The organism is Herbiconiux sp. (assembly GCF_023264895.1).
Classification (GTDB): domain Bacteria; phylum Actinomycetota; class Actinomycetes; order Actinomycetales; family Microbacteriaceae; genus Herbiconiux.
Genome location: NZ_JAHFUY010000045.1, coordinates 1 through 23,761 on the forward strand (window position 1 = coordinate 1; position 23,761 = coordinate 23,761).

18 protein-coding genes and 1 tRNA gene are annotated in these 23,761 nt (G+C 71.3%); 13 read left to right on the forward strand and 6 right to left on the reverse strand.

Features of this window, described 5'->3' with window-relative positions; translation table 11 throughout:
- On the forward strand, positions 1-733 hold a 733-nt coding region (locus Q0D57_RS09970; RefSeq protein ID WP_291042470.1), incomplete at its 5' end, for a pyruvate kinase.
- A 178-nt stretch (positions 734-911) separates the two neighbouring features.
- Complete coding sequence (locus Q0D57_RS09975) at positions 912-1,691, forward strand: hypothetical protein (RefSeq protein ID WP_291042473.1); 780 nt, start codon at positions 912-914, stop codon at positions 1,689-1,691.
- A 15-nt stretch (positions 1,692-1,706) separates the two neighbouring features.
- Here Q0D57_RS09975 and Q0D57_RS09980 read toward each other — a convergent pair.
- A tRNA-Leu gene (locus Q0D57_RS09980) sits at positions 1,707-1,789 on the reverse strand.
- Between the two features lie 39 nt (positions 1,790-1,828).
- Here Q0D57_RS09980 and Q0D57_RS09985 point away from each other — a divergent pair.
- Positions 1,829-2,434 carry a response regulator gene (locus Q0D57_RS09985; protein ID WP_259526646.1) on the forward strand — a complete coding sequence of 202 codons (606 nt, stop codon included), beginning with the start codon at positions 1,829-1,831 and terminating at the stop codon, positions 2,432-2,434.
- A 37-nt stretch (positions 2,435-2,471) separates the two neighbouring features.
- Here the strand turns inward: Q0D57_RS09985 and Q0D57_RS09990 are convergent, their stop codons facing one another.
- Positions 2,472-2,924 (reverse strand): hotdog fold thioesterase, encoded by a 453-nt coding sequence (locus Q0D57_RS09990; RefSeq protein ID WP_291042478.1) that lies wholly within the window; start codon positions 2,922-2,924, stop codon positions 2,472-2,474.
- A gap of 53 nt (positions 2,925-2,977) precedes the next feature.
- On the opposite strand from Q0D57_RS09990, the gene polA reads away from it, so the two are divergent.
- Positions 2,978-5,647 carry a DNA polymerase I gene (polA, locus tag Q0D57_RS09995; protein ID WP_291042481.1) on the forward strand — a complete coding sequence of 890 codons (2,670 nt, stop codon included), beginning with the start codon at positions 2,978-2,980 and terminating at the stop codon, positions 5,645-5,647.
- Between the two features lie 44 nt (positions 5,648-5,691).
- On the opposite strand, the gene Q0D57_RS10000 is transcribed toward polA, so the two are convergent.
- From Q0D57_RS10000 to Q0D57_RS10010, 3 genes are all read right to left on the reverse strand, one after another.
- Complete coding sequence (locus Q0D57_RS10000) at positions 5,692-9,159, reverse strand: error-prone DNA polymerase (RefSeq protein ID WP_291042484.1); 3,468 nt, start codon at positions 9,157-9,159, stop codon at positions 5,692-5,694.
- A 201-nt stretch (positions 9,160-9,360) separates the two neighbouring features.
- Positions 9,361-10,971, reverse strand: coding sequence for a DNA polymerase Y family protein (locus Q0D57_RS10005; protein WP_291042487.1), 1,611 nt, complete (start codon positions 10,969-10,971; stop codon positions 9,361-9,363).
- A complete protein-coding gene (locus tag Q0D57_RS10010) occupies positions 10,971-11,783 on the reverse strand; it encodes a hypothetical protein (RefSeq protein WP_291042490.1) in 813 nt (270 codons plus the stop codon). The genes Q0D57_RS10005 and Q0D57_RS10010 overlap by 1 nt, the downstream gene beginning before the upstream one ends.
- A gap of 48 nt (positions 11,784-11,831) precedes the next feature.
- Here Q0D57_RS10010 and Q0D57_RS10015 point away from each other — a divergent pair, with 48 nt between their 5' ends.
- The 9 genes from Q0D57_RS10015 (at position 11,832) to Q0D57_RS10055 (ending at position 22,581) form a co-directional block, all read left to right on the forward strand.
- Positions 11,832-13,532 carry a DUF885 domain-containing protein gene (locus Q0D57_RS10015; RefSeq protein WP_291042493.1) on the forward strand — a complete coding sequence of 567 codons (1,701 nt, stop codon included), beginning with the start codon at positions 11,832-11,834 and terminating at the stop codon, positions 13,530-13,532.
- The gene (locus tag Q0D57_RS10020; protein WP_291042495.1) at positions 13,529-14,200 is read left to right on the forward strand and encodes a DUF4166 domain-containing protein; all 672 of its coding nucleotides are present in this window, start codon (positions 13,529-13,531) and stop codon (positions 14,198-14,200) included. The genes Q0D57_RS10015 and Q0D57_RS10020 overlap by 4 nt, the downstream gene beginning before the upstream one ends.
- Complete coding sequence (locus Q0D57_RS10025; protein ID WP_291042497.1) at positions 14,197-15,183, forward strand: DUF1731 domain-containing protein; 987 nt, start codon at positions 14,197-14,199, stop codon at positions 15,181-15,183. The genes Q0D57_RS10020 and Q0D57_RS10025 overlap by 4 nt, the downstream gene beginning before the upstream one ends.
- A 104-nt stretch (positions 15,184-15,287) precedes the next feature.
- Positions 15,288-17,843, forward strand: a complete 2,556-nt coding sequence (locus Q0D57_RS10030; RefSeq protein ID WP_291042499.1) for a helix-turn-helix transcriptional regulator — start codon at positions 15,288-15,290, stop codon at positions 17,841-17,843.
- Positions 17,844-17,950: 107 nt separating this feature from the next.
- Entirely contained in the window at positions 17,951-19,402 is a 1,452-nt protein-coding gene (gene rpsA, locus Q0D57_RS10035; RefSeq protein ID WP_291042501.1) for a 30S ribosomal protein S1, read from the forward strand.
- A gap of 87 nt (positions 19,403-19,489) precedes the next feature.
- On the forward strand, positions 19,490-20,161 hold the full coding sequence (coaE, locus tag Q0D57_RS10040) for a dephospho-CoA kinase (protein WP_291042504.1): 672 nt from the start codon (positions 19,490-19,492) through the stop codon (positions 20,159-20,161).
- Positions 20,158-20,922 (forward strand): 5-oxoprolinase subunit PxpA, encoded by a 765-nt coding sequence (locus Q0D57_RS10045; protein ID WP_291042507.1) that lies wholly within the window; start codon positions 20,158-20,160, stop codon positions 20,920-20,922. Before coaE ends, Q0D57_RS10045 begins: the two co-directional genes overlap by 4 nt.
- An 11-nt stretch (positions 20,923-20,933) precedes the next feature.
- The gene (locus Q0D57_RS10050) at positions 20,934-21,551 is read left to right on the forward strand and encodes an allophanate hydrolase subunit 1 (protein WP_291042514.1); all 618 of its coding nucleotides are present in this window, start codon (positions 20,934-20,936) and stop codon (positions 21,549-21,551) included.
- Entirely contained in the window at positions 21,541-22,581 is a 1,041-nt protein-coding gene (locus Q0D57_RS10055) for a biotin-dependent carboxyltransferase family protein (RefSeq protein WP_291042517.1), read from the forward strand. The genes Q0D57_RS10050 and Q0D57_RS10055 overlap by 11 nt, the downstream gene beginning before the upstream one ends.
- Before the next feature lie 81 nt (positions 22,582-22,662).
- Here Q0D57_RS10055 and Q0D57_RS10060 read toward each other — a convergent pair whose 3' ends face one another.
- Complete coding sequence (locus Q0D57_RS10060) at positions 22,663-23,688, reverse strand: 6-phosphofructokinase (RefSeq protein ID WP_291042519.1); 1,026 nt, start codon at positions 23,686-23,688, stop codon at positions 22,663-22,665.
- Positions 23,689-23,761: the final 73 nt, after the last annotated feature.

Here is a 23,761-nt window from a genome sequence, read left to right on the forward strand (position 1 = left end):
GGTGGCCCGAGGCGACCTCGGTGTCGAGCTGCCCCTCGAGGCGGTGCCGATCGTGCAGAAGCGCGCGGTCGAGCTCTCGCGTCGCATGGCCAAGCCCGTCATCGTCGCCACCCAGGTGCTCGAGTCGATGATCTCGTCGCCGCGGCCCACGCGCGCCGAGGCCTCCGACTGCGCCAACGCGGTGCTCGACGGCGCCGACGCGGTCATGCTCTCGGGCGAGACCAGCGTGGGCGAGTTCCCGGTGATCACCGTGCAGACCATGGCACGCATCATCGAGTCCACCGAGGAGCACGGTCTCGAGCGCATCCCCGCGCTCGGCACGAAGCCCCGCACCCAGGGCGGAGCGGTCACCCTGGCCGCCGCCGAGGTCGGCGACTTCGTGGGCGCCAAGTTCCTCTGCGTCTTCACCGAGTCCGGCGACTCCGTGCGCCGCATGACCCGACTGCGCTCGAGCATCCCCATCCTCGGCTTCACCCCCGAGCCCGGGATCCGCAACCGCATGGCGCTGAGCTGGGGCGTGCGCTCCTACCTCGTCGACCGTGTGAAGCACACCGACGAGCTCATGGTGCAGGTCGACGACATCCTGCTCGGCAACGGCCGTGCCGCCCTCGGCGACAAGGTCATCGTGATCTCCGGATCCCCTCCCGGAACCGCCGGCACCACCAACGACATGCGCGTGCACATCGTCGGCTCGGCGCACAACCCGTTGGCTCCGGAGCTCTACGACAACTAGTCGCACGGGCTTCTCCGCGCTGCGAGGGGTGACCCTCAGGATTCGGCCAGGATTCGATCAAGACTCGATCGGTTCCTGGCCGAACCCCGTTTCCGTGGCCGGACGCACTGCTAGATTTCGGATGCTCCAGCACCCACGGGGCCGATCTCCTGTCTGACCCGAAGCGAAAGAACACCCCATGTCTCGTAAGCGTCTCGCCCTCCGTGCCCTCAGCGCCGGTGCAGCCCTCGCCGCGGTCGTCGCGCTCTCCGGCTGCTCGACGATCATGCCCCTGTTCGGCGTCGGCCCCACCCCCGCCGGCCAGAAGGCCGACCCGGTGAGCGAGGACGGCGAGTCGGTGGCCGTGGTCGAGCCCGGCCTGCAGTTCGCCTCCGTCTTCACCGACATGGGCTCCGTGCACCCCACGGTCGACGTCGCCGAGCAGCTCGAGCTGAAGCTCGACGTCTGGACCGAGCAGAAGACCCACGACTGGACGCCGATGGCCGACAAGCGCTTCTCGTTCGTGATCGGCGTCTACGACAACCGCGTCTCGGCCGAGGCCACCTTCGACCAGAAGCGCCGCGTCTACATGTCGAACCTCACCGTGACGGCCAAGACCACCACGACCTCCGGCGAGGTCGAGCTGCCCTACACGCTCAACGCCGATCCGCTGAAGGTGACCCTCGACCCGGAGGCGCTGCGCTCCGAGCAGGGCCTCGGCCTCCTCATCACGTCGCCCAAGGGCGGGTTCCAGCTCGAGTCGCAGCAGATCGGCGTGCTCGCCGACGACACCGAGGGCCTCATGCTCGACTTCGCCATGCAGGTCTCGTTCGAGACCAGCCCGCTGTCGAACACCTACACGACCCAGGTGGTGCACCAGTACGTGCCCGTGGCGATCTTCTCCGAGGAGGAGTCGAAGGCGAGCACCGACGTCACCCCGACGCCGACGGTGACGCCCACGCCCATTCCCCAGGGCTGAGGCGCCCCGCCTTCGTACCGGTGGTGGGACTCGAACCCACACGCCCTCACGGACAGCGCATTTTGAGTGCGCAGCGTCTGCCATTCCGCCACACCGGCCTGCTACGAGCGAGCTCAAGAATACCGTAGGGTTGAAACGTGACTGACCAAGAACCAGCGACACCCGCGCCTCGCCGCGTCGTGGTGGCCGAAGACGAATCCCTGATCCGCCTCGACATCGTCGAGATCCTCCGGGACAACGGGTTCGACGTGGTGGGCGAGGCCGGAGACGGTGAGACCGCCGTGGCCCTCGCCACGGAGCTCCGTCCCGACCTCGTGATCATGGACGTCAAGATGCCCCAGCTCGACGGCATCTCCGCAGCCGAGCGGCTGTCGAAGGACCACATCGCCCCCGTCGTGCTGCTCACCGCCTTCAGCCAGAAGGAGCTCGTTGAGCGCGCCACCGAAGCCGGCGCCCTCGCCTACGTGGTGAAGCCGTTCACGCCGAACGACCTGCTGCCCGCGATCGAGATCGCCCTCTCGCGCTACGCCCAGATCATCACGCTCGAGTCGGAGGTCGCCGACCTCGTCGAGCGCTTCGAGACCCGCAAGCTCGTCGACCGGGCCAAGGGCCTGCTCAACGAGAAGATGGGTCTCACCGAGCCCGAGGCGTTCCGCTGGATCCAGAAGGCCTCGATGGATCGCCGGCTCACCATGCACGATGTCGCGCAGGCGATCATCGAGCAGCTGAGCCCGAAGAAGTAGGGTTCCTAGCTCTTCTCTGCGCTGGTTCTTCTCTGAGCTAGCTCTTCTCGAAGACCTGGTCCGGCCGTCGGTCCTTGATGATGTTCGTGATGCGGACCGTCGAGAGCCGGCGGCCGTTCTCGTCGTCGACCTCGATCTGATGGGTCGCGAGGCTCCGGCCGAGGTGGATGGCCGTGCAGGTGCCGATCACCCAGCCCTGGGTGGCCGATCCGGAGTGGCTCGCGTTGATCTCGATCCCCATCGCCACCTTGCCCGGCCCCGCGTGCAGGTTCGCCGCCGTGGAGCCGAGGCTCTCGGCGAGCACCACGTAGGCGCCGCCGTGCACGAGACCGAGCGGCTGCGTGTTGCCCTCCACGGGCATCCGGGCCACGGCGCGCTCGGCCGTGAGCTCGAGGAACTCGATGCCCATGCGCTCGGCGAGCGTGCCGATGCCGCGGTAGCCGAACACCTCCATGACGTCGAGAGGTGTGGAGTCCGATGCGTCGGTCATGGCTGCGCTTCCTGTCTCGGATGGCTGTCGGAGGCCGTGTGTAGGCTGATCGTGTGCCGGAAAAAGATCAGCCTACCCTCCTCGTCATCGATGGTCATTCACTAGCGTTCCGGGCGTTCTACGCCCTTCCCGTCGACAGTTTCCAGACCCGTGACGGGCAGCACACGAACGCCATCCACGGCTTCATCGCGATGCTGATCAACCTCCTCAAGGCCGAGAAGCCCACCCACCTCGCGGTGGCGTTCGACATCTCGCGGTTCTCCTTCCGCACCCGTGAATATCCGGAGTACAAGGGCACCCGCGGCGAGACCCCGCCGGAGTTCATCGGCCAGGTGCCGCTCCTGCAGGAGGCCCTGCACGCCCTCGGCATCACGACCATCGAGAAGGAGCACTACGAGGCCGACGACATCCTCGCCACGCTCGCCCATCAGGGCAGCGAGCAGGGCTACCGCGTGCTCGTGGTCTCCGGCGACCGGGATGCCATCCAGCTCGTCACCGACACGGTGACGCTCCTCTACCCCTCCCGCCAGGGCGTCTCCGACCTCACGCGCTACGACCAGGCGAAGGTGTTCGACCGCTACGGCATCCGCCCCGAGCAGTACCCGGAGATCGCGGCCCTCGTGGGCGAGACGAGCGACAACCTGCCCGGCATCCCGAAGGTGGGGGAGAAGACCGCGGTCAAGTGGCTGAACCAGTTCGGCTCGCTCGACGAGATCCTCGCTCATCGCGACGAGATCCCCGGGGTGGTCGGCAACAACCTGCGCGAGTTCGCCGACAACGCCATCCGCAACCGCAAGCTCAACCGGCTGCTGACGGATGTCGAGCTCCCGGTGGGCCCCGCCGACCTCCTCCGCAAGCCCGCCGACGAGCAGCAGGTGCGCGACGTGTTCGCGCGGCTGGAGTTCCGCACCCTGCTCGACCGGGTGCTGAAGCTCGAGGGCATCGCCGGAGACTCCGAGGTGGGCCAGGCGGCCGCCGCCGAGGCCGCGGCCAAGGCCGAGAAGGCGCCGGTGCCCGTGACGCTGCTCGACGAGGAGCTCGCCGCGTGGCTGTCGCGGCAGAAAGACCCCGTCGCGGTGCAGATCGAGACGATCGCCACCGTGCCCATCGCCATCGGCCTGGCCACTCGGCACGAGGCCGTCTTCCTGCCCTGGAGCAAGGGGAGCCGCGACTACGCGCCGCTTGAGACCTGGCTGGCCTCCTCGGCGCCCAAGATCCTGTTCGACGCCAAGAAGCAGATCAAGTCGCTCGTGGCCGCCGGCCTCCCCGTCTCCGGGCTGGCCTTCGATCCCGTGATCGCGGCCTGGCTGCTGAAGCCCGAGTCGAGCGCCGACCGCTCGCTGGCCCAGCTCGTCGACCGGCACCTGCTGGAGACCCTGCCCACCCCCGATCCGAATCAGCTGGTGCCCGACAGCGACGCCGTCACGGGCCCCGCCGAGGAGGCCTGGTACGCCCTGCGGGTGGCCGACGCGCTCTCGGTGCTGCTGGACGACCGCACCCGCAGCGTGCTCGTCGACATCGAGCTGCCCACGCTCCTCGTGCTGGCGCAGATGGAGCTCACGGGCGTCACCGTGAGCCACACCGAGCTGTCGGCGCTCTCGAGCGAGCTCGGCGAATCGGCCGCCGGCATCGCCACCGAGGCCTTCGGCATCATCGGCCGCGAGGTCAACCTGGGCTCGCCGAAGCAGATCCAGGAGGTGCTGTTCGACCAGCTCGACATGCCGAAGACCCGCGCCACGAAAACCGGCTACTCGACCGATGCCGGCGCGCTGGCCGACCTGCAGGCCTCGAACCCGCATCCGTTCCTCGGGCTGCTGCTCGCGCACCGCGACGCCACGAAGCTGCGTCAGATCATCGAGTCGGTCGACAAGGCGATCGCGCCGGACGAGCGGGTGCACACCACCTACGTGCAGACCGGGTCGTCGACGGGCCGCATCTCGTCGACCGACCCCAACCTGCAGAACATCCCGGTGCGCACCGAGGAGGGGCGTCGCATCCGTGCCGCCTTCCAGGTGGGCTCCGGATTCGAGTCCCTCCTCACCGCCGACTACTCCCAGATCGAGATGCGCATCATGGCGCACCTCTCGGGAGACACCGGGCTGATCGAGGCCTTCCACTCGGGAGAAGACCTGCACCGCTTCGTGGGGTCGCGGATCTTCTCGGTCGACCCGGCCGACGTCACGCCGAACATGCGCACGAAGGTCAAGGCGATGTCGTACGGCCTCGCCTACGGGCTCTCGGCCTTCGGCCTCTCGAAGCAGCTCCGGATCGAGACGGCCGAGGCCAAGCAGCTCATGACCGACTACTTCGAGCGGTTCGGCGGCGTGCGCGACTACCTGCGCAACGTGGTGGTGCAGGCCAAGGTCGACGGCTACACCGAGACCATCTTCGGCCGCCGCCGGCCGTTCGCGAACCTCAACAGCAACAACCGGGTGCTCCGCGACAACGACGAGCGGGCCGCGCTGAACGCGCCCATCCAGGGCACGGCCGCCGACATCATCAAGATCGCCATGGTGAACATCGCCGCCGACCTCGCGTCGCAGGAGCTGTCGTCGAAGATGCTCCTGCAGGTGCACGACGAGCTCGTGTTCGACGTGGCGCCGGGGGAGTGGGAGGCGCTCTCGGCGGTCGTGACGCACCGCATGTCGACCGCCGCCGACCTCTCGGTGCCGCTCGAGGTGCAGATCGGCCGCGGGCAGAACTGGAACGAGGCCGCGCACTAGGAGTTGCCGGCTGCGCTTGTCGCGTCACCTGCTGCGCGCAGCGCTCAGCGGAAGTCGCGGGAGTTGGTCTTGGCGCTCAGGGTGAGCGGCTCGAAGCGGTCTGCCACGAGGTTCGTGATGCCCTCCTTCGTGCGCTCGAGGAGCCCCCGCACGATGAGGGCGGGGGACTCCCGGGCGATCCGGCGGTAGCGGGTCCAGACCCCGACGCCGCAGATCACGTTGAGGAGCCCCGTCTCGTCCTCGATGTTCATGAACGTGATGCCGCTCGCGGTGGCCGGGCGCTGACGGTGCGTGACCACGCCGCCCACCTCGATCCGGCGCCCCGGCTCCGCGGTCGCGAGATCGGCCACCGAGAGGGCTCCGCGCTGCCGCAGCTGCGTGCGCACGTGCTGCAGGGGGTGGCCCTCGGGCGAGATGCCGGTGGCCCAGAGGTCGTAGACCACCTGCTCCTCGGCCGAGAGCATCGGCAGCAGGGGCGGCTGCACCGACACGAAGGTGCCGGGGAGGTACTCCGGCCGCTCCTGGGCCGCGTTGCCCGCCTCCCACAGCGCCTCGCGCTTGGTGAGGCCGAGCGGTTCGAAGGCGCCGGCCGTGGCGAGCGCCTCCAGCTGCGGGGTGGTGAGGCCCACCCGGCGCGAGAGGTCGGCCATGCTGAGGTAGGGGCCGCGCTCCTCGCGCTCGGCCACGATGCGGGTGGCGAGCGTCTCGCCGATGGAGGTGACCTCCGCGAGCCCGAGCCGCACGGCGAGCCGGCCGTCGCGCCGGTGCTCTGCCGAGCGGTCGGGCTTCGACCGGTCGAAGACGGGGGTGACCGGCGGCGGCTCGAGCACGCAGCCGTCGAGTCCCGTCTCGTCGAGCGTCGCGCCTGGCGAGCCCGGCGCGTCTGGCGCGCCCGGCTCAGGTGGAGCATCCGGAGCACCGTGCGTGAGCAGCAGGGGCTCGAGCCCGGCCTGCACGCCCGAGCGCTGGATGTCGGGCCGCCGCACCTCCACGCCGTGCCGGCGGGCATCGGCCGTGAGGCTCTGCGGCGAGTAGAAGCCCATCGGCTGCGCCCGCAGGAGCGCCGCGAGGAACGCGGCCGGGTAGTGGAGCTTGAACCACGAGCTCGCGTAGACCAGCAGCGCGAAGCTCGTGGAGTGGCTCTCGGCGAAGCCGAAGTTCGCGAACGCCTCGATCTTGCGGTAGATCAGGTCGGCGTCCTCGCCCACGATCCCGTTGCCGGCCATGCCGCGGTAGAGCTTCTCGCGGAGCGACGAGATCTTCTCGAGCCCGCGCTTGGAGCCCATCGCCCGGCGCAGCAGATCCGCGTCCTCCGCCGAGCAGTCGCCCACCGCCATCGCCATCTGCATGAGCTGCTCCTGGAACAGCGGCACCCCGAGCGTGCGCTCGAGCACGGGCTTGAGCTTGGGGTGCAGGTAGGTGACCTCCTCGAGGCCGAGCTTGCGCCTGATGTACGGATGCACGGCCCCGCCCTGGATGGGCCCGGGCCGGATGAGGGCGATCTCCACCACGAGGTCGTAGAACCGCCTCGGCTGCAGGCGCGGCAGCGTGCCCATCTGCGCGCGCGACTCCACCTGGAACACGCCGATCGAGTCGGCGCGGCAGAGCATGTCGTAGACGCCCTCCTCCTCCTTGGGGATGCTCTCGAGCGACCACTCCGTGCCGGTCGACTCCTTCACGAGGTCGATCGTGTACTGCAGCGCCGAGAGCATGCCGAGCCCCAGCAGGTCGAACTTCACGAGCCCCATCCAGGCGCAGTCGTCCTTGTCCCACTGCAGGACGGTGCGCTTCTCCATGCGGGCGTTCTCGATGGGGCAGACCTCGCCCACGGGCCGGTCGGTCAGCACCATGCCACCGGAATGGATGCCGAGGTGGCGGGGGAACTTCAGCACCTGCTCCGCGAGCTCGACCACCTCGGCGGGGATGTCGTGGTCGGCGCTCTCGACCACCCCGCCCCAGCGCTCCACCTGCTTCGACCAGGCATCCTGCTGCCCGGGGCTGTGACCGAGCGCCTTCGCCATGTCGCGCACCGCGAACTTGGGCCGGTAGGTGATGACGTTCGCCACCTGGGCCGCGTTCCGGCGGCCGTACTTCTCGTAGACGTACTGGATGATCTCCTCCCGCCGGTCGGAGTCGAAGTCGACGTCGATGTCGGGCTCCTCGTCGCGCATGCTCGAGAGGAAGCGCTCGAAGGGCAGCTGCCGGGCGATCGCGTCGACCGCGGTGATGCCGAGGAGGTAGCAGACCGCCGAGTTGGCGGCCGAGCCGCGGCCCTGGCAGAGGATGCCCCGGCTCCTCGCCTCCCGCACGATGTCGTAGACGATGAGGAAGTAGCCTGGGAAGTCCTTCAGCTCGATCACCCCGAGCTCCTTGTCGATCCTGGCCAGATCGTCCTCGCTCGCCCGCGGGTACTTCTCGGGGATCGCATCGAGCACGAGCTGCCGGAGCCACGACATCGGCGTGTGCCCCTCCGGCACCTCCTGCCTCGGCAGGTTCGGCTTCGCCGTGCGCAGCCGGAACGACAGGTCGTCAGCCACCTCGACGGTGCGCTCCACAGCCCCGGTGAAGCGGCCGAAGCGGGTGGCCATCTCGGCGCCCGAGCGCAGGTGCAGGTGCGGGGAGGCGGGCAGCCAGCCGTCGAGCTCGTCGAGGCTCCGCCGCGCGCGCACCGCGGCGAGGGCCTGGGCGAGCCGGTGCCGGCCGGGGGCCGCGTAGTGCACGTTGCCGGTGGCGATCGTGGCGAGCCCCTGCCGGCCGGCGATCGCGGCGAGGGCGTCGTTGCGGGTGCTGTCACGCGGGTCGCCGCGGTCGGAGAGCTCGACGAGCACGTTCTCCCGGCCGAACAGCGCCACCAGGCGGTCGACCTCGGCCGCGGCGCCGTCTTCCCCCGTGTCGTCGAGGGCCTGCCGCACCGGGCCCTTGCGGCAGCCCGTGAGCACGGCCCAGTGGCCGTCGGCGTGCCCCGCGAGCTCCTCGAGGTCGTAGAGCGGGCGGCCCTTCTCGGCGCCCGGGGCGAGCTGGGCGGAGGTGATCGCCCCCGCGAGCCGGTGATAGCCCTCCTGCCGCCTCGCGAGCACGAGCAGGTGCGAGCCCTCCGGATCGGGGCTGCCGTTCTGCGGCCCGCTCAGGTCGAGCGAGAGCTCGGCGCCGAACACCGTGGCGAGCTCGTGCTTCTCGGCGGCCTCGGCGAAGCGCACGATGCCGTAGAGGCCGTCGTGGTCGGTGAGGGCGAGGGCGTGCAGGCGCAGTCGGGTGGCCTCCTCGATGAGCTCCTCGGGGGAGGAGGCGCCGTCGAGGAAGCTGAAGTTCGAGTGCGCGTGCAGCTCGGCGTAGGGGACGAGCGGACCGGCCTCCCGCTCGATCGGCGGGAGGAGCCCGGGGTCGTAGGGCAGCCGTTTGGTCGACCAGGCCGGGCTGTCGCCGCCGTCGGCGGGCGGCGAGCCCGGTCTCCGCCGGTCCGACAGCGCGTTCTCGAGCTCCGACCACGGCACGGGCGGATTGTTGAACCCCATCAGCCCCGCCCCCTCTGCTTCTGCTGCTCGCGCCCGCGCCGCTGCCTGCACACGCACCCGCACCCCGCCCCATCGCCTCCGGGTAGCGCCAACCGCTCCACAACCGCGTACTTGGCGCAGTTAGCGCTACCCGGCGACCGGAGTGGGAGGGATGCGCGGGATACGCGGGGTGCCCGGGACGGACGGGCCAGCGGGCGCCGCTCAGTCATAGCGGGCCTCCGCGCGCCAGCGGTGGTTCTCGAGGGCGAGCAGCCAGGCGCCACCGGAGGCGTCGACCACCTGGAAGCGGTCGACCCGGCGGTGGGCCACCGCATCCCACCAGCGCTCCTCGGTGGGCCACGGGCCCGCCCAGGCGTGGAGCGGCCTCAGGTCGTGCAGCGCACCCGTCTCGGAGAACAGCGCCGGCGCCGCCGAGAGCTCGCCGCGAGCGGTGACCTCCACCGGTTCGCCCTCGGCCGTCGCGACCTGCACGGCCCGCGGCTGCTCGAACACGGTCGTGGGCAGAGGAGGAGGCAGGCTCCCCGGCCACGGCGCACCGGCCCCGGATGCCTCCACCCGGTCTCCCCAGGGCGCGAGCCGGATGCGCTCGCCCGGCGCCCGGCCCCCGCCGATCGTCGCCGTGAGCACGCCCTCATGGCCCACCATGCTCTGCAGGCGGGCCATCCCGTGGTGCACGCGCTCCTCCGATCCGCTGCCCCACAGGCCCGTCTCGTGCTTCGCGCTCGCGTCGACCGCCGAGGCGATCACGCGCACCCGGCTGATGCCGGACTCGAGCGCCGTCTCGATCGCGTCGCCGCCCTGCAGCTGCCAGCGCACCCGGTCGACCACGTCGGAGGAGCTGAACCAGCGCGGATGCAGCCAGCTGCGCTCGCGCACCTGCCCGCGCTCGCTCGTGAGCTCCACCCGGATGCCCGTGCAGACGAGCCGCGACTCCGAGAGCCGCTGCACGAACAGGTCGGCGGCGGCCCGGATGCCGAAGGTCACCTGATCGATGCGGTCGAGCGCCGGCTCGAACTCGGTCACGCTCTCGCGCACCTCGGGCGGGATGCGCGGCACGACCGGCTGCCCGTCGAGCCCCGAGGCCTTCAGGTGCGCCCTGGCTCCGTCGTCGCCGAAGCGGCTCTGCACGTCTTCGAGCGGCAGCCGCGCGAACTCGCCGAGCGAGTGGATGCCGAGTCGGCCGAGCAGGGGGATGAGCTCGTCGGCCCCCTCGAGCCCGCCCAGGAACCCCACGGGCAGGGGAGCGAGGAAGTCACCCGAGCCCCCGGGCGGCACGATCCGCACGAGCTCCCGGCCCGGCAGTCGGGCCGCATGGTCGGCGGCGAAGAGGCCGTCGGCGATGCCGATCCGCGCATCCGTCACCCCGATCTCGGCGAGCCGGGCGAGGAAGGCCACCGCGGCGCCCTCCTCGTCTCCGTAGAAGCGCGCCGGGCCCCTGGCCCGCAGGGCGCACGTGCCGGGCCGCACGACCTGCACGCCGGGGCTCAGCTCCTCGAGCGCCACGATCACCGGCTCGAAGGCGCGGTTGACCACCGCGGTGTCGAGCTCGAACACCCGCAGCCGCGGCGAGCGCGCCTGCGCCTCGCGGATGCGCAGGCCCCGCCGCACGCCGTCGGCACGCGCGGCCGCCGAGCAGGCGTAGACGAGGCCCTTCTCGATGACGGCGAGGAACTCGTCGGCCGCCAGCACCGCATCCTCAGCCACGCCCTCGGCCCTCGCCATGGCCACCACCGGCCAGTCGGGGCACCACACCACCATGCTCCGCACCGGCGTGCTGCGGCCGGATGCGCCGGCTCGTCTCCCGCGCACCATCAGCTCGCCACCTCGTGCAGGATGCGCGGCCGGGCCCGCTCGAAGCCCGAACCGGCACCGACCTGCCCGGCACCGACCGAACCGGCCCCGACCTGCCCCGCCCCCACCTGCCCGGCCCCCACCTGCCCCTCCACGGGCCGGAACAGCTCGTCGCCGTCCGGCAGCCACAGTCGTGCCCGCCGAGGCCGCCCCAGGCCGCCCCTGGCCGTGGCCGACACCATCGCCTGCCGCCCGGCGAGGTAGCCGTGCCCCGAGCCGATGCCCGTCCAGCGGCTCTCGGTGATGCGCAGCGTCGCCTCGCTCTGCGGCCACTCGCCGAGCACGATCAAGAGAGCCTCCCGCTGCCGGATGCGCGCCTGCAGCCGGGCGACCGCCGAGTCGGGCACGCGCTTGGGCGGCACCGTGACCACTACGCCCACCACGTCGGCCATGGCCGCCGTGACCGTGAGCCACTCGTCGCCCGGATGCGGCACGAGCGCGAGCCTGTCGAGGTCGATGCCGAAGCCCGCAGCCGCCTCGAGCCCGAAGTCGGGCATGCCCACCACGCCGCACCACACACCGTCGGCTGAGGGCCCGGCCATGAGCGCCATGACGAGGGCCGTCGACCGCTCGACCGAGTAGGCCGACCCTGCCTTGAGTGATCCGCCCGGCAGGAGCGACTCGAGGGCGGGATGGGTGCGCACGCTCCGGCTGTCGAGCTTCGTGGCCTGCATCTGCTGGATGCGGGAGCGCAGCGCCCGGATCTCGTCGCCCGCCGGAGCGGGGGAGGAGATCGAGAGCGCGGCATCCGTCATGCCCTCATATTCGAACATATGTTCGAAGAAGTCAATCGGGCCCGAAGGGAGGAATAGGGTCGGAGGATGAGCAGTCCGAGCCTACGTCCGCCGACCGACAACCGCCCTCAGACTGACGTCGACCGGATCGCCGAACGCTGGGTCGACACGCTCGTCGAGCTCGAGCCCGTGCTCGGCACCTACATCGGCCGCACCGAGGTCAATGACCGCTTCGGCGACCTCTCGCCGGCGGGTCACGAGCAGAAGGTCGCCGCCACCCGCGCGGTGCTCGCCGAGCTCACGAGGGCCGTCCCCGTCGACGACGTCGACGTCGTGACGAAGAGCGATCTGTCGAGCGAGCTCGAGCTGTCGCTCGAGAGTGCGGAGGCCGGGCTCGAGCGCCGCGACCTGAACGTGATCGACTCGCCCAGCCAGCACATCCGCGAGGCCTTCGATCTCATGCCCACCGCCTCGACCGACGACTGGGAGACGATCGCCACGCGCCTCGAAGCGGTCGAGGAGGCCGTCGACGGCTACATCCTCACCCTCCGCAAGGGCCTCCGCGAGGGCGTCGTCCCCGCCCGCCGCCAGGTCGCCGAGGTGCTCCTGCAGAGCCGGGGCAACTCGGGCCCCGACAACTTCTTCGCCTCCCTCGCCGCCCGGGCCGCCCCCGCCGAGGGGGAGCTGCCCGCGAGCCTCCGCACCGATCTCGAGCGGAACGCGGGCACCGCCTCCGAGGCGTACTCCAAGCTCGCCCAGTTCCTCGAGAACGAGCTCGCCCCCGCGGCCGGCGAGCAGGACGCGGTGGGGCGCGACGCCTACGCTCTCCACTCCCGCCGCTTCCTCGGTGCCACGATCGATCTCGACGAGACCTACGAGTGGGGCATCGAGGAGCTCGGCCGCATGGTGCGCGAGCAGGAGGCGATCGCCGAGGAGATCCTGCCCGACGCCTCCGTGCACGAGGCCATCGCGTTCCTCGACCAGGACGAGAGCCGCAAGCTCCACGGCACCGACGCGCTCCAGGCCTGGATGCAGGCCACGAGCGACCGCGCGGTCGCCGAGCTCGGCGCCACCCACTTCGACATCCCCGAGGAGATCCGCACCCTCGAGTGCCTGATCGCGCCCACCCACGAGGGAGGCATCTACTACACCGGCCCCACCGACGACTTCTCCCGCCCCGGCCGCATGTGGTGGTCGGTGCCCGAGGGCGTCACCGAGTTCGACACCTGGCGCGAGCTCACCACCGTCTACCACGAGGGCGTGCCCGGCCATCACCTGCAGATCGGCCAGGCCGTGCACAACCGCGCGAAGCTCAACACCTGGCGCCGTCAGCTCGCCGGCACGAGCGGCCACGCCGAGGGCTGGGCGCTCTACGCGGAGCGGCTGATGGAGGAGCTCGGCTACCTCGACGACCCCGCAGACCGCCTCGGCATGCTCGACGGGCAGCGGATGCGCGCGGCCCGCGTGGTGCTCGACATCGGCGTGCACCTGCAGAAGCCCCGACTCACGGGCGAGGGCGTCTGGGACGCCGACTACGCCCTCGAGTTCATGCGGCAGAACGTGAACATGGACGACGCGTTCATCCGCTTCGAGGTCAACCGCTACCTCGGCTGGCCGGGCCAGGCGCCCTCCTACAAGGTCGGCCAGCGCATCTGGGAGGAGCTCCGCGACGCGTTCCGCGCCCGGGAGGGATCCGCCTTCTCGGCCAAGGAGTTCCACCGCCGCGCGCTCGACCTCGGAGGCGTGGGTCTCGACACCCTGCGCTCGACGCTGCTCGGCGACGCGTGAGCACTGCCGCACGCTCGCCCTACGAGCTGACGGTGGGGTCGGCGCTCGACGACCTGCACCCCGCGCTCCGGCGGTACTTCGCGGCCATCCCGGAGGGCAGCCGCGGCCACGGCAGCGGCGTATTCGAGCTCGCCGGAACGCCGCGGCGCTGGCTCTGGCCGGTGCTGCGGCTGCTCGCCCGCGAGTCGATCCTCTTCCCCGCCTGGGAGCGCTCCGTGCCCTTCACCGTCGTCAACGCGCCCCTGACCGACCGCGACGGCCGCACCGCCGTCGTCGCCGTGCGGCGCTTCCACTTCTCCCGGGGCGCCGGCGAGATGGTGGATGCCATCACGGCAGACTCGCGCGGAACCGACGGTCTCGTCGACCACCTCGGCAGAGACCGCCGCTTCCGGGTGCGGCTCACGGCGCGGGTCGTGCGGGGCGAGCTGCACCTGGCCTCGACGGAGTTCGCGGTGCGCCTCGGGCGTCGCCACATCGTGCTGCCGGCGGCGATCTCGCCGCGCGTGCTGCTCACCGAGCGCTTCGACGACCACGCCGACGGCGGAGCGCCGGGCAGCGGCGAGACAGCAGAGGGCGCCCAGCGCGTCTCCGTCGTCGTCGACGCCCCCGTGCTCGGCAGGCTCTACGAGTACACCGGTTCCTTCCGCTATGAGGTGCGCCCCGAATGACTGCAGCAGCCCCCGCCCGTCGTGTCGTCATCGCCGGAGCCTCCGGATTCATCGGCACCCGCCTCGCCGAGGCCTTCCGCGACGACGGCGCCGAGGTCGCCCTCATCGGCCGCAACGGGCCGGACGCCCGCTGGGGCGATGCCGCGGCGATCGGCGCCCTCGTCGACGGCGCCGACCTCCTGATCAACATGGCGGGCAAGAGCGTGAACTGCCGCTACACCCCGGAGAACCGAGCCGAGATCTTCCGCTCCCGGCTCGACACCACGCGGCAGCTGCACACCGCGATCGACGCTGCGGCGCATCCGCCCGCCCTCTGGATCAACTCCTCGACGGCCACCATCTACCGGCATGCCGACGACCGGCCGATGACCGAGTCGACGGGCGAGATCGGCGAGGGCTTCTCGGTGAACGTCGCGACCAGCTGGGAGGAGGAGCTGTTCCGCGGCACCCTGCCCGGCACCCGCCGGGTCGCGCTCCGGATGGCCATCGTGCTCGGCAACGGCAGCGCCCTCGGGCCCATCCGCGCGCTCGCCCGCGCGGGGCTCGGCGGCCCGCAGTTCGACGGCCGCTGGCCCGCCACCCGGTCCCGGCGCGCAGCAGGCACCTTCCACGAGTACCGCCCGCGCACGAAGAATGGACGCCAGAGGTTCAGCTGGGTGCACCTCGACGACGTGGTGGGGATCATCCGATTCCTCGACGCCCACCCCGAGCTCGAGGGCCCGATCAACGCCGCCGCGCCGAACCCCACCGACAACCGCACCTTCATGGCCTCGGTGCGCCGCGCGGTCGGCGCACGCGTCGGCCTGCCCACCTGGCGCTGGATGCTCGAGCTCGGCTCGGCCGTCATCCGCACCGAGACGGAGCTCGTGCTGAAGAGCCGCTGGGTGGTCCCGGAGCGCCTCGAGTCCGCCGGCTACCGCTTCCTCCACCCGCACCACGAGGAGGCCCTCGCCCACATCGTGAGCGGGAGCCGTCGAACGTAGCAGTCTCCCTCTCCGACCCGAAACGCGTCGAGACCTGGTGGCACGAGCCGCAGTACGCCACAATGGTGCGTCCGTGGGGGGATGACTGCAGAGGTGCGAGAACAATGACGGGTGTCGAACGCGACGTCCATCGGGCGGAGGCCACGCGGATCGCTCGCGCGGCCCTGGAGTCCGGGCGGGGGATCATCGTCTCCGGCGAACGGGGATCAGGGCGGAGCGTTTTCGTCCGCGATGTCGTGGCGGGTCTCGACGAGGCGACTCGACGACGACTCTGGATCCACGACGACGAACGGACGCTCGGGGAGCAGGCCGGTCGGCGACTGGCCGAGGCCGTGTCGAAGAAGGATGTGGTGCCGGTCCTCGTGACCGCACCGCGGCATCCGCCTGAAGCCTGGCTGGGCAGGCTCACCGGCGATCTCGAGCCCCTGCGCCTGCGCCTCGAGCCCTTCGATCGCGCGGCCCTGCTGCGGATCACCCGGCTGATGCTCGGCGGTTCGCTCTCCGCCCGGGCCGTGCCGATCCTGCTGCCGCACCGCGACGGGGGAGACCTCGTCGTGCTGAAGGAGGCCTTTCAGGAGCTTCAGGCCGGTGGTGCGCTCGTCGAGCGCAACGCCACCTGGTCGCTCGCCGTGTCGCCGCCCCGACTCGAAGGCCTGCGCAGCCTTCTTCTCGCTCGCGCCGGCCTGTCGGTGCCGACGGCGGAGACCGAGACGGCACTGGACGTGGTGGCGCTCGCACCGGAGCTCGGTCTGGACCGCACGCGCAGACTGCTGGAGGAGCTGAGCGTGAGCGACCCGCAGAGCGTGCTGGAGGAGCTCGAGGGCGCCGGCGCGATCGACGTGCTCGACGGCGACGACGCGGTCCGGTGCCGCGTGCACGATGCGGTCATCGAGCAGCTCCTGCCCCACACGATGGGTCGCCTCCGTCGCCGACGGCTGTCGAATGCGATCGTCGAGGCCCTTTCCGACCGGCCTGCCGGCGAGGCCGACGATCGGGAGCTCCTCGCCCTGGCGCGGTTGGCACTGCCGCTGAACTGGTCCCTCGATGCCGAGACGCTGACTCGAGCGGCGGAGACCGCACTGCGGTCCTCCCGCACCGACCTGGCGAGCCGACTGGCGAGTGCGGCCCTCGTGGGCGGGGCTCCGGTCGAGGCGGTGTTCGTGCTCGCGGCAGCCGAGTCGCAGCTCGGCCGGCCGGCCGATGCCCTGTCCCGGCTGAAGGCGCTGGAGGTCGACGAGGATGCCGAGCCCCGCCGAGCCCGGATCCACCGGGAGCTCGTGCAGCTCGTCGAGGCGAGGGTCGCCGACCCGAACTCCTCCTGGAGCCTGCCGGCCGGCGCATCCGGCGGGAGGGAGGATTCCGATTCGGAACTGGCCTCGCTGTCCATCCGACAGGGCGGTCGGGGCGGTCAGGACGCAGGGATCGATTCCGTCGTGCCGGTCGATCCCTCCGTGGTGCTCGAAGGTGAACGGATCGCCTTCGAGTCCTCGATCCTCGTCATGCAGGGGCGCTCCCAGGAGGCCGAGCGCGTTCTGGGCGAGGCGGAGCGCACCCTGGGCGCGTCGGGCGCCGACACGTTCCGGCTGCGCTGGGGCCAGATCTACTCGGTGCTGTGGGACCAGTCGTTCGACGACACCCTGGAGCAGCTGTCCCTCCTCGGTGACGAGGCGGCCGGCCTGGGCAGAGTCGAGCAGGAAGCCCTCTGCCGGTGGTCCGCGGCCGTCGTGCTCGGCCACGCCGGGCGGTTCGCGGAAGCGGTCCCCGCACTGCGCACGGCGCTCGAGGGTCTCGAGCGGTCCGACCTGGCCGAGGCGGCGCTCTTGGCGCAGTTGGCTTTGGCCAAGGCCCTCGCCGCCGCCGGCGACGCTGCGGGAGCCGACGTCGTTCTTGCCCCTGTGCTGACCGCAGCAGAGGGCAAACCGCTCCTGGAGGGGTGGGCCCGCGACGCCCACGGGTGGGTGCTCCACGGCCGGAATGAGAACGCCCGCGCCGCCGAGGAGTTCATCGCCGCGGCCTCCCTGCACGGCTCGATGGGCTTCTTCCTCTCAGAGATCATCGCGCTGAGCGGTGCTGCCCGCTCCGGCGCCGCAGCGGCCGTGATCGACCGGGTCGAGGAGCTGGCCGACCTCGTCGACGGCGGCGCGGTCGCTGTGCTCGTCCGGCAGGCCCGCGCCCTGGTCCGTCTGCAAGAGGGGCCCCCAGCCGCGGATCCGCTCGCCCTCGCCGCCGAGTTCGATGCCATCGGGCAGGCCGCCGCCTCGCTCGGCATGCACGCCCATGCCCTCGAATCCTTCACCGCCGCAGCCGACCTGCACCGGGCCGGCGGGGCGGCGCGGGCCGCGACGTCGTCCGCCCGACGCGTGGCCGAGCATGCCGCCGTCTGTGGTCGCGGAGACTCCGGACGCACGCTCGGTCGTGCAGGCCCCGACCTGTCCGACCGCGAGGAGGAGATCGTGGCCCTCGCCATCTCGGGCCTGTCGAACCGCGAGATCGCCACGAGGCTCGTGCTCTCGATCCGCACCGTCGAGACCCATCTGCTCCGGATCTACCGCAAGCTCGGGGTGCGCGGCCGCAGCGAACTCGAGGCCGTCGTCGCCGGTTCGTCCGTCGGAATACCCACCGCATCCGGGGCGTTGCACACCGGTGACGGCAATCGCTAGACTAGAGCGTCACTTCTGTGACCATCTATCCGCCCGCCAGTCGCGGAAACCACAATCGCAGCACTCGCGACCGGCCCGAATCATGTCCACAACGGAGCAACCACTACATGACAATCGCAACGACCGAAAAGGCACCCAAGCAGGTCGCCATCAATGACATCGGATCTGCTGAAGACTTCCTCGCCGCGGTCGAAAAGACTCTGAAATTCTTCAACGACGGAGACCTCATCGAGGGTGTCGTCGTGAAGATCGACCGCGACGAGGTCCTCCTCGACGTCGGTTACAAGACGGAGGGCGTCATCCCTTCGCGAGAACTCTCCATCAAGCACGACGTCGACCCGAGCGAGGTCGTTCAGGTCGGTGACAGTGTCGAGGCGCTCGTCCTCCAGAAGGAAGACAAAGAAGGCCGCCTCATCCTCTCCAAGAAGCGTGCTCAGTACGAGCGTGCGTGGGGCGATGTCGAGAAGATCAAGGACGCCGACGGCGTGGTGACCGGTTCGGTCATCGAGGTCGTCAAGGGTGGCCTCATCGTCGACATCGGACTCCGCGGCTTCCTGCCGGCGTCGCTCATCGAGCTCCGCCGCGTGCGCGACCTCACCCCGTACCTGGGTCAGGAGATCGAGGCCAAGATCCTCGAGCTCGACAAGAACCGCAACAACGTGGTCCTGTCGCGCCGTGCACTGCTCGAGCAGACGCAGTCCGAGAGCCGCACCACCTTCCTCAACAACCTCCAGAAGGGGCAGGTCCGCAAGGGCGTCGTCTCGTCGATCGTCAACTTCGGTGCGTTCGTCGACCTGGGCGGCGTCGACGGTCTCGTCCACGTCTCCGAGCTCTCCTGGAAGCACATCGAGCACGCCTCCGAGGTCGTCGAGGTGGGCCAGGAGGTCACCGTCGAGATCCTCGAGGTCGACCTCGACCGCGAGCGCGTGTCGCTCTCGCTCAAGGCCACCCAGGAAGACCCGTGGCAGGTGTTCGCCCGTACCCACGCCATCGGCCAGGTCGCGCCCGGAAAGGTCACCAAGCTGGTGCCGTTCGGTGCGTTCGTGCGTGTCGCCGAAGGCATCGAGGGTCTGGTGCACATCTCCGAGCTCTCCGGCAAGCACGTCGAGCTCGCCGAGCAGGTCGTGTCGGTCGGCGACGAGGTCTTCGTCAAGGTCATCGACATCGACCTCGAGCGTCGCCGCATCAGCCTCTCGCTGAAGCAGGCCAACGACGGCGTCGACCCCGAAGGCACCGAGTTCGACCCGGCGCTCTACGGCATGCTCACCGAGTACGACGACCAGGGGAACTACAAGTACCCCGAGGGCTTCGACCCGGAGACCAACGAGTGGAAAGAGGGCTTCGACACCCAGCGCGAGGCATGGGAGCAGCAGTACGCTGAGGCCCAGGCTCGCTGGGAGGCGCACAAGAAGCAGGTCGCTGCTTCTGCCGCCGAGGCGCTCAACAGCGATGTCCCCTCCGCGGGCAACTCGTTCTCGAGCGAGTCGACCGGCGCCGGCACCCTCGCCGACGACGAGACTCTCGCAGCGCTCCGCGAGAAGCTCAGCTCGAACAGCTGATCTCGTTCCGAACATCCGGAAGGCCGTCCCCTCGGGGGCGGCCTTCCGGCCGTTAACGGGCCCGAGCGCTCCCGCTAGGCTGGGCCCGTGTACGTGATCGGACTCACCGGAGGAATCGCCGCGGGCAAGTCGACGGTGACGAGGCGGCTCGGCGAGCTCGGCGCCGTGACCATCGACGCCGACCAGCTGGCGCGCGAGGCCGTCGCTCCCGGATCGCCGGGGCTCGCCGCCATCCGCACCCGCTTCGGCGAGGGGGTCGTCGGGCCCGACGGCGCGCTCGACCGCCCGGCGCTCGGCGCCATCGTGTTCGCCGACGAGTCGGCGCGGCTCGATCTCAACGGCATCACGCATCCGGCCGTGATCGCACTCTTCCAGGAGCGGCTGCGCGCTGCCGAGGATGCCGACCCGTCGGCGATCGTCGTCTACGACATCCCGCTGCTGGCCGAGACCGGAGGGCGCCGCGGCGGCACGTTCGAGTTCGTGATCGTGGTCGAGGCGCCCGAGGAGCAGCGGATCCGCCGGCTCGTGGAGCTGCGGGGGATGGACCGGGCCGAGGCCGAGCGACGGATCGCGTCCCAGGCGGGCGACGCGGAGCGGAGAGCCCTCGCCGACGTCGTGATCGACTCCGGGGGGAGTCTCGAGCACACCCTCGAGCAGGTCGACGCGACGTGGGAGGTCGTGCGGCAGCGGGCCGCGGTGAAGCACGGCGCAGAAGCCCCGGATGCGTCCACCCCCGACCCCGGGCCGGCCGGATCATGACGTCCATCGACCTCAACGCCGACCTGGGCGAGTCCTACGGCGCCTGGCGCCTCGGCGACGACCGCGCCCTGCTCGACGTCGTCACGAGCGCCAACCTCGCCTGCGGCTTCCACGCGGGCGACCCCACCACCCTCCTCGAGACCGCGCGCCTCGCCGCCTCCCGACGGGTGGCCCTCGGTGCTCAGGTCTCCTACCCCGACCTCCGCGGGTTCGGTCGGCGCGACCTCGACCTCCCGGCCGCCGATCTGCTGGCCGACGTCATCTACCAGGTCGGAGCCCTCCAGGGCATCGCCGCGGCCGCCGGCACCCACGTGCTCTACCTCAAGCCGCACGGCGCCCTCTACAACCGCGTGGTGCACGACGAGGTGCAGGCCGCGGCCGTCGTCGACGCCGTGATCGCGGTCGACCCCACGCTCGCGATCGTCGGCCTGCCCGACTCCGAGATCGGTCGCCTCGCCGAGGCCGAGGGGCTCCGCTTCGTGCCCGAGGCCTTCGCCGACCGCGCCTACCGGCCCGACGGCACGCTCGTGCCCCGCTCCGAGCCGGGCGCCGTGCTGCACGACCCCGTCGAGATCGCTGAGCGGATGCTCCGTCTCGCCACCGAGGGCATCCTCACCGCCGTCGACGGCACCGACATCGCCCTCTCGGCCGAGACGGTGTGCGTGCACGGCGACACGCCCGGAGCGGTGGCCGTGGCTCGGGCGGTCCGCGCGGCACTCGAGGGCGCCGGCCTCACGATCGCGGCGTTCACGGCCCGATGAGGCTGCGCCCGATGGGGGAGTCCGCGATCCTCGTCGAGCTCCCGGATGCTCCGGCGGCACTCGCTCTCTACCGTCGCCTCCGCACCGCGCAGCTGCCGTCTGTGGTGGATGTGGTCCCCGCCGAGCGCACCGTCCTCGTGGTCGCGCGTCCCGGCTCGCGCGCCGCCGCCGAGCGGTGGCTGCTCCAGGCGGCGGCCCCGGATGCGCCGGACACGATCCCGGCAGCCGTCACGACCACGAGCGGCTCCGCCCCTGTGATCCTCCCCGTGCGCTACAACGGCCCCGATCTCGCCGAGGTCGCCGATCTCCTGAGCCTGACGCCCGAGGAGGTCGTGGCCGCGCACACCGGGGAGCTGTGGACCGCCTCCTTCATCGGCTTCGCACCGGGATTCGCGTACCTCAGAGCAGCCGACGGCCGGCTCGACGTGCCCCGGCGCTCCTCGCCGCGCGCCGCTGTGCCCCCGGGATCGGTCGCCCTCGCGGCGGGGTACTGCGGCATCTACCCGCGGGAGTCGCCCGGCGGCTGGCACCTCATCGGCACGACCGACGCCGTGCTGTGGGATGCCGAGCGCGCCGACCCCGCGCTCCTCGCCCCCGGCACCGAGGTCGGGTTCCGCCGTGCCGACTGAGCCGTCAGCCGTGTTCGAGGTCCTGCGCACGGGCCCCCTCGCCCTCCTCCAGGACGCCGGTCGCCCCGGGCACGCCCACCTCGGCGTCACGGCCTCCGGGGCCGCCGATCGCGGCTCCTTCGCGGCGGCGAACCGGCTCGTCGGCAACCGGCCGGGTGCTGCGGCGATCGAGACGGTGTTCGGCGGCCTCGAGCTGCGCGTGCTCCGCACGGCGCTCGTCGCGGTGACCGGGGCGCCCGCGACCGTGTTCGTGACCCGCCCGGCGTGCGGCCCGTTCGGCCTGCCCGCGCATCCGGTCGCACCGCTCAACGGGGCGGGCCCGAGCACCGGAGCCGGCCCCACCACTGAGGCCGGCCTCACCGCCGAGACCGGCCGCACCGCCGTCTTCGCGCACCCCACCGACCGCTCGTTCGTCGTGTTCGCGGGGGACACCCTCCACCTCGGGCCACCCGACCGCGGCCTCCGCAACTACCTCGCCGTGCGCAGCGGGTTCGCGGCAGCCCCGACCCTCGGCAGTCGTTCCACCGACGTCCTCAGCGGGCTCGGCCCTCCGCCGCTTGCACAGGGCATGCTGCTCGAGACCGCGCACGACGTCGCCGCAGCCCACGCCTCCGGCTCGTGGCCGGCGGCCGACTTCGTGCGCCCGGCAACGCACATCCCGCGGGCGGGGGAGCCCCTGCGCCTGAGCGTGCTGAGGGGCCCGCGAGACGACCGCTTCGGCGACGCCGGCTGGCGCGCCCTGCTCGACGCGCCGTGGACGACGGGCTCCGCCTCGAACCGCGTCGGCGTCAGACTCGAGTCACCGATCGCCGTCGAGCCGCTGCCGGACGGCGCCGGCGAGCTCCCGAGCGAGGGCATGGTGGCGGGAGCCCTGCAGGTGCCGCCGAACGGGCAGCCCGTCGTCTTCCTCCGCGACCACCCCGTCACGGGCGGCTACCCGGTGATCGGCGTGCTCACCGAAGCGAGCGTCGACCGCGCAGCCCAGCTGCGGCCGGGCGACCCCGTCCGATTCGTCGATCGAACCGAGTAACGGTAGAAATCCGCGGGACCGACCACGTATATCGGGTCGGTCCCGCGGATTTCTCCTGTTACTCGGTTCGAGCCGTGCGGATCAACCGAACAGCATCGCCGCTTCCTCGTAGCGGTGCTGCGGCACGGTCTTGAGCTTGCCGAGCGCGTCCTCGAAGCCCACGGTCACGATGTCGGTGCCGCGGAGCGCGACCATGCGGCCCCAGGCGGAGTCCTGCACGATGTCGGAGGCCGCCATGCCCAGGCGCGTCGCGAGCACCCGGTCGTAGGCCGTCGGCACGCCGCCGCGCTGGATGTGGCCGAGGGTCGTGGCGCGGGTCTCGATGCCCGTGATGTCCTCGATCATGGGCGCGAGCCGCTCGCCGATGCCGCCGAGCCGAGGCCGGCCGAAGGCGTCGAGGCCGCGCTCGGAGTGCGGGTCGTCGGCGTGGTCGGGCGTGAAGCCCTCGGCCACCACCACAAGGGGAGCACGACCGCGATCGGCGGCGCTCTGCACCCAGGCGGCGACCTGCTCCATGCTCGTCTTCTGCTCGGGGATGAGGATCGCGTGCGCGCCCGCGGCCATGCCCGAGTGCAGCGCGATCCAGCCCACGTGCCGGCCCATCACCTCGGCCACCATGCAGCGGCTGTGCGAGTCACCCGTGGTGCGCAGGCGGTCCATGGCCTCGGTCGCGATCTCGACGGCGGTGTCGAAGCCGAAGGTGTAGTCGGTGGCGTCGAGGTCGTTGTCGACGGTCTTCGGCACGCCCACGATCTTGAGTCCGGCATCCGTGAGCCGCTTGGCCGCCGCGAGGGTGCCCTCGCCGCCGATCGCCATGATGGCGTCGATGCCGAGCCGGTCGAGGTTCTCCTGGATGCGCTCCGGTCCGCCGTTGCCCTCGAACGGGTTGGTGCGGGAGGTGCCGAGGATGGTGCCGCCCTGCTTGGCGATGCCGCGCACGTCGCTGCGCTCGAGCGGGATGATGTCGCCGTTGACGACGCCGCGCCAGCCGTCCTTGAACCCGACGAACTCCTGCCCGTTGATCTCCGTGCCCTTGAGCACGGCGCCGCGGATGACCGCGTTCAGGCCGGGGCAGTCGCCGCCGGAGGTGAGGATTCCGATTCGCATGGTGATGTCTGCCTCTGATGTGGTGGGAGAGGGATCGCTCCGCGTCACGCTGTGAGCGAGCACCGACGTTGAT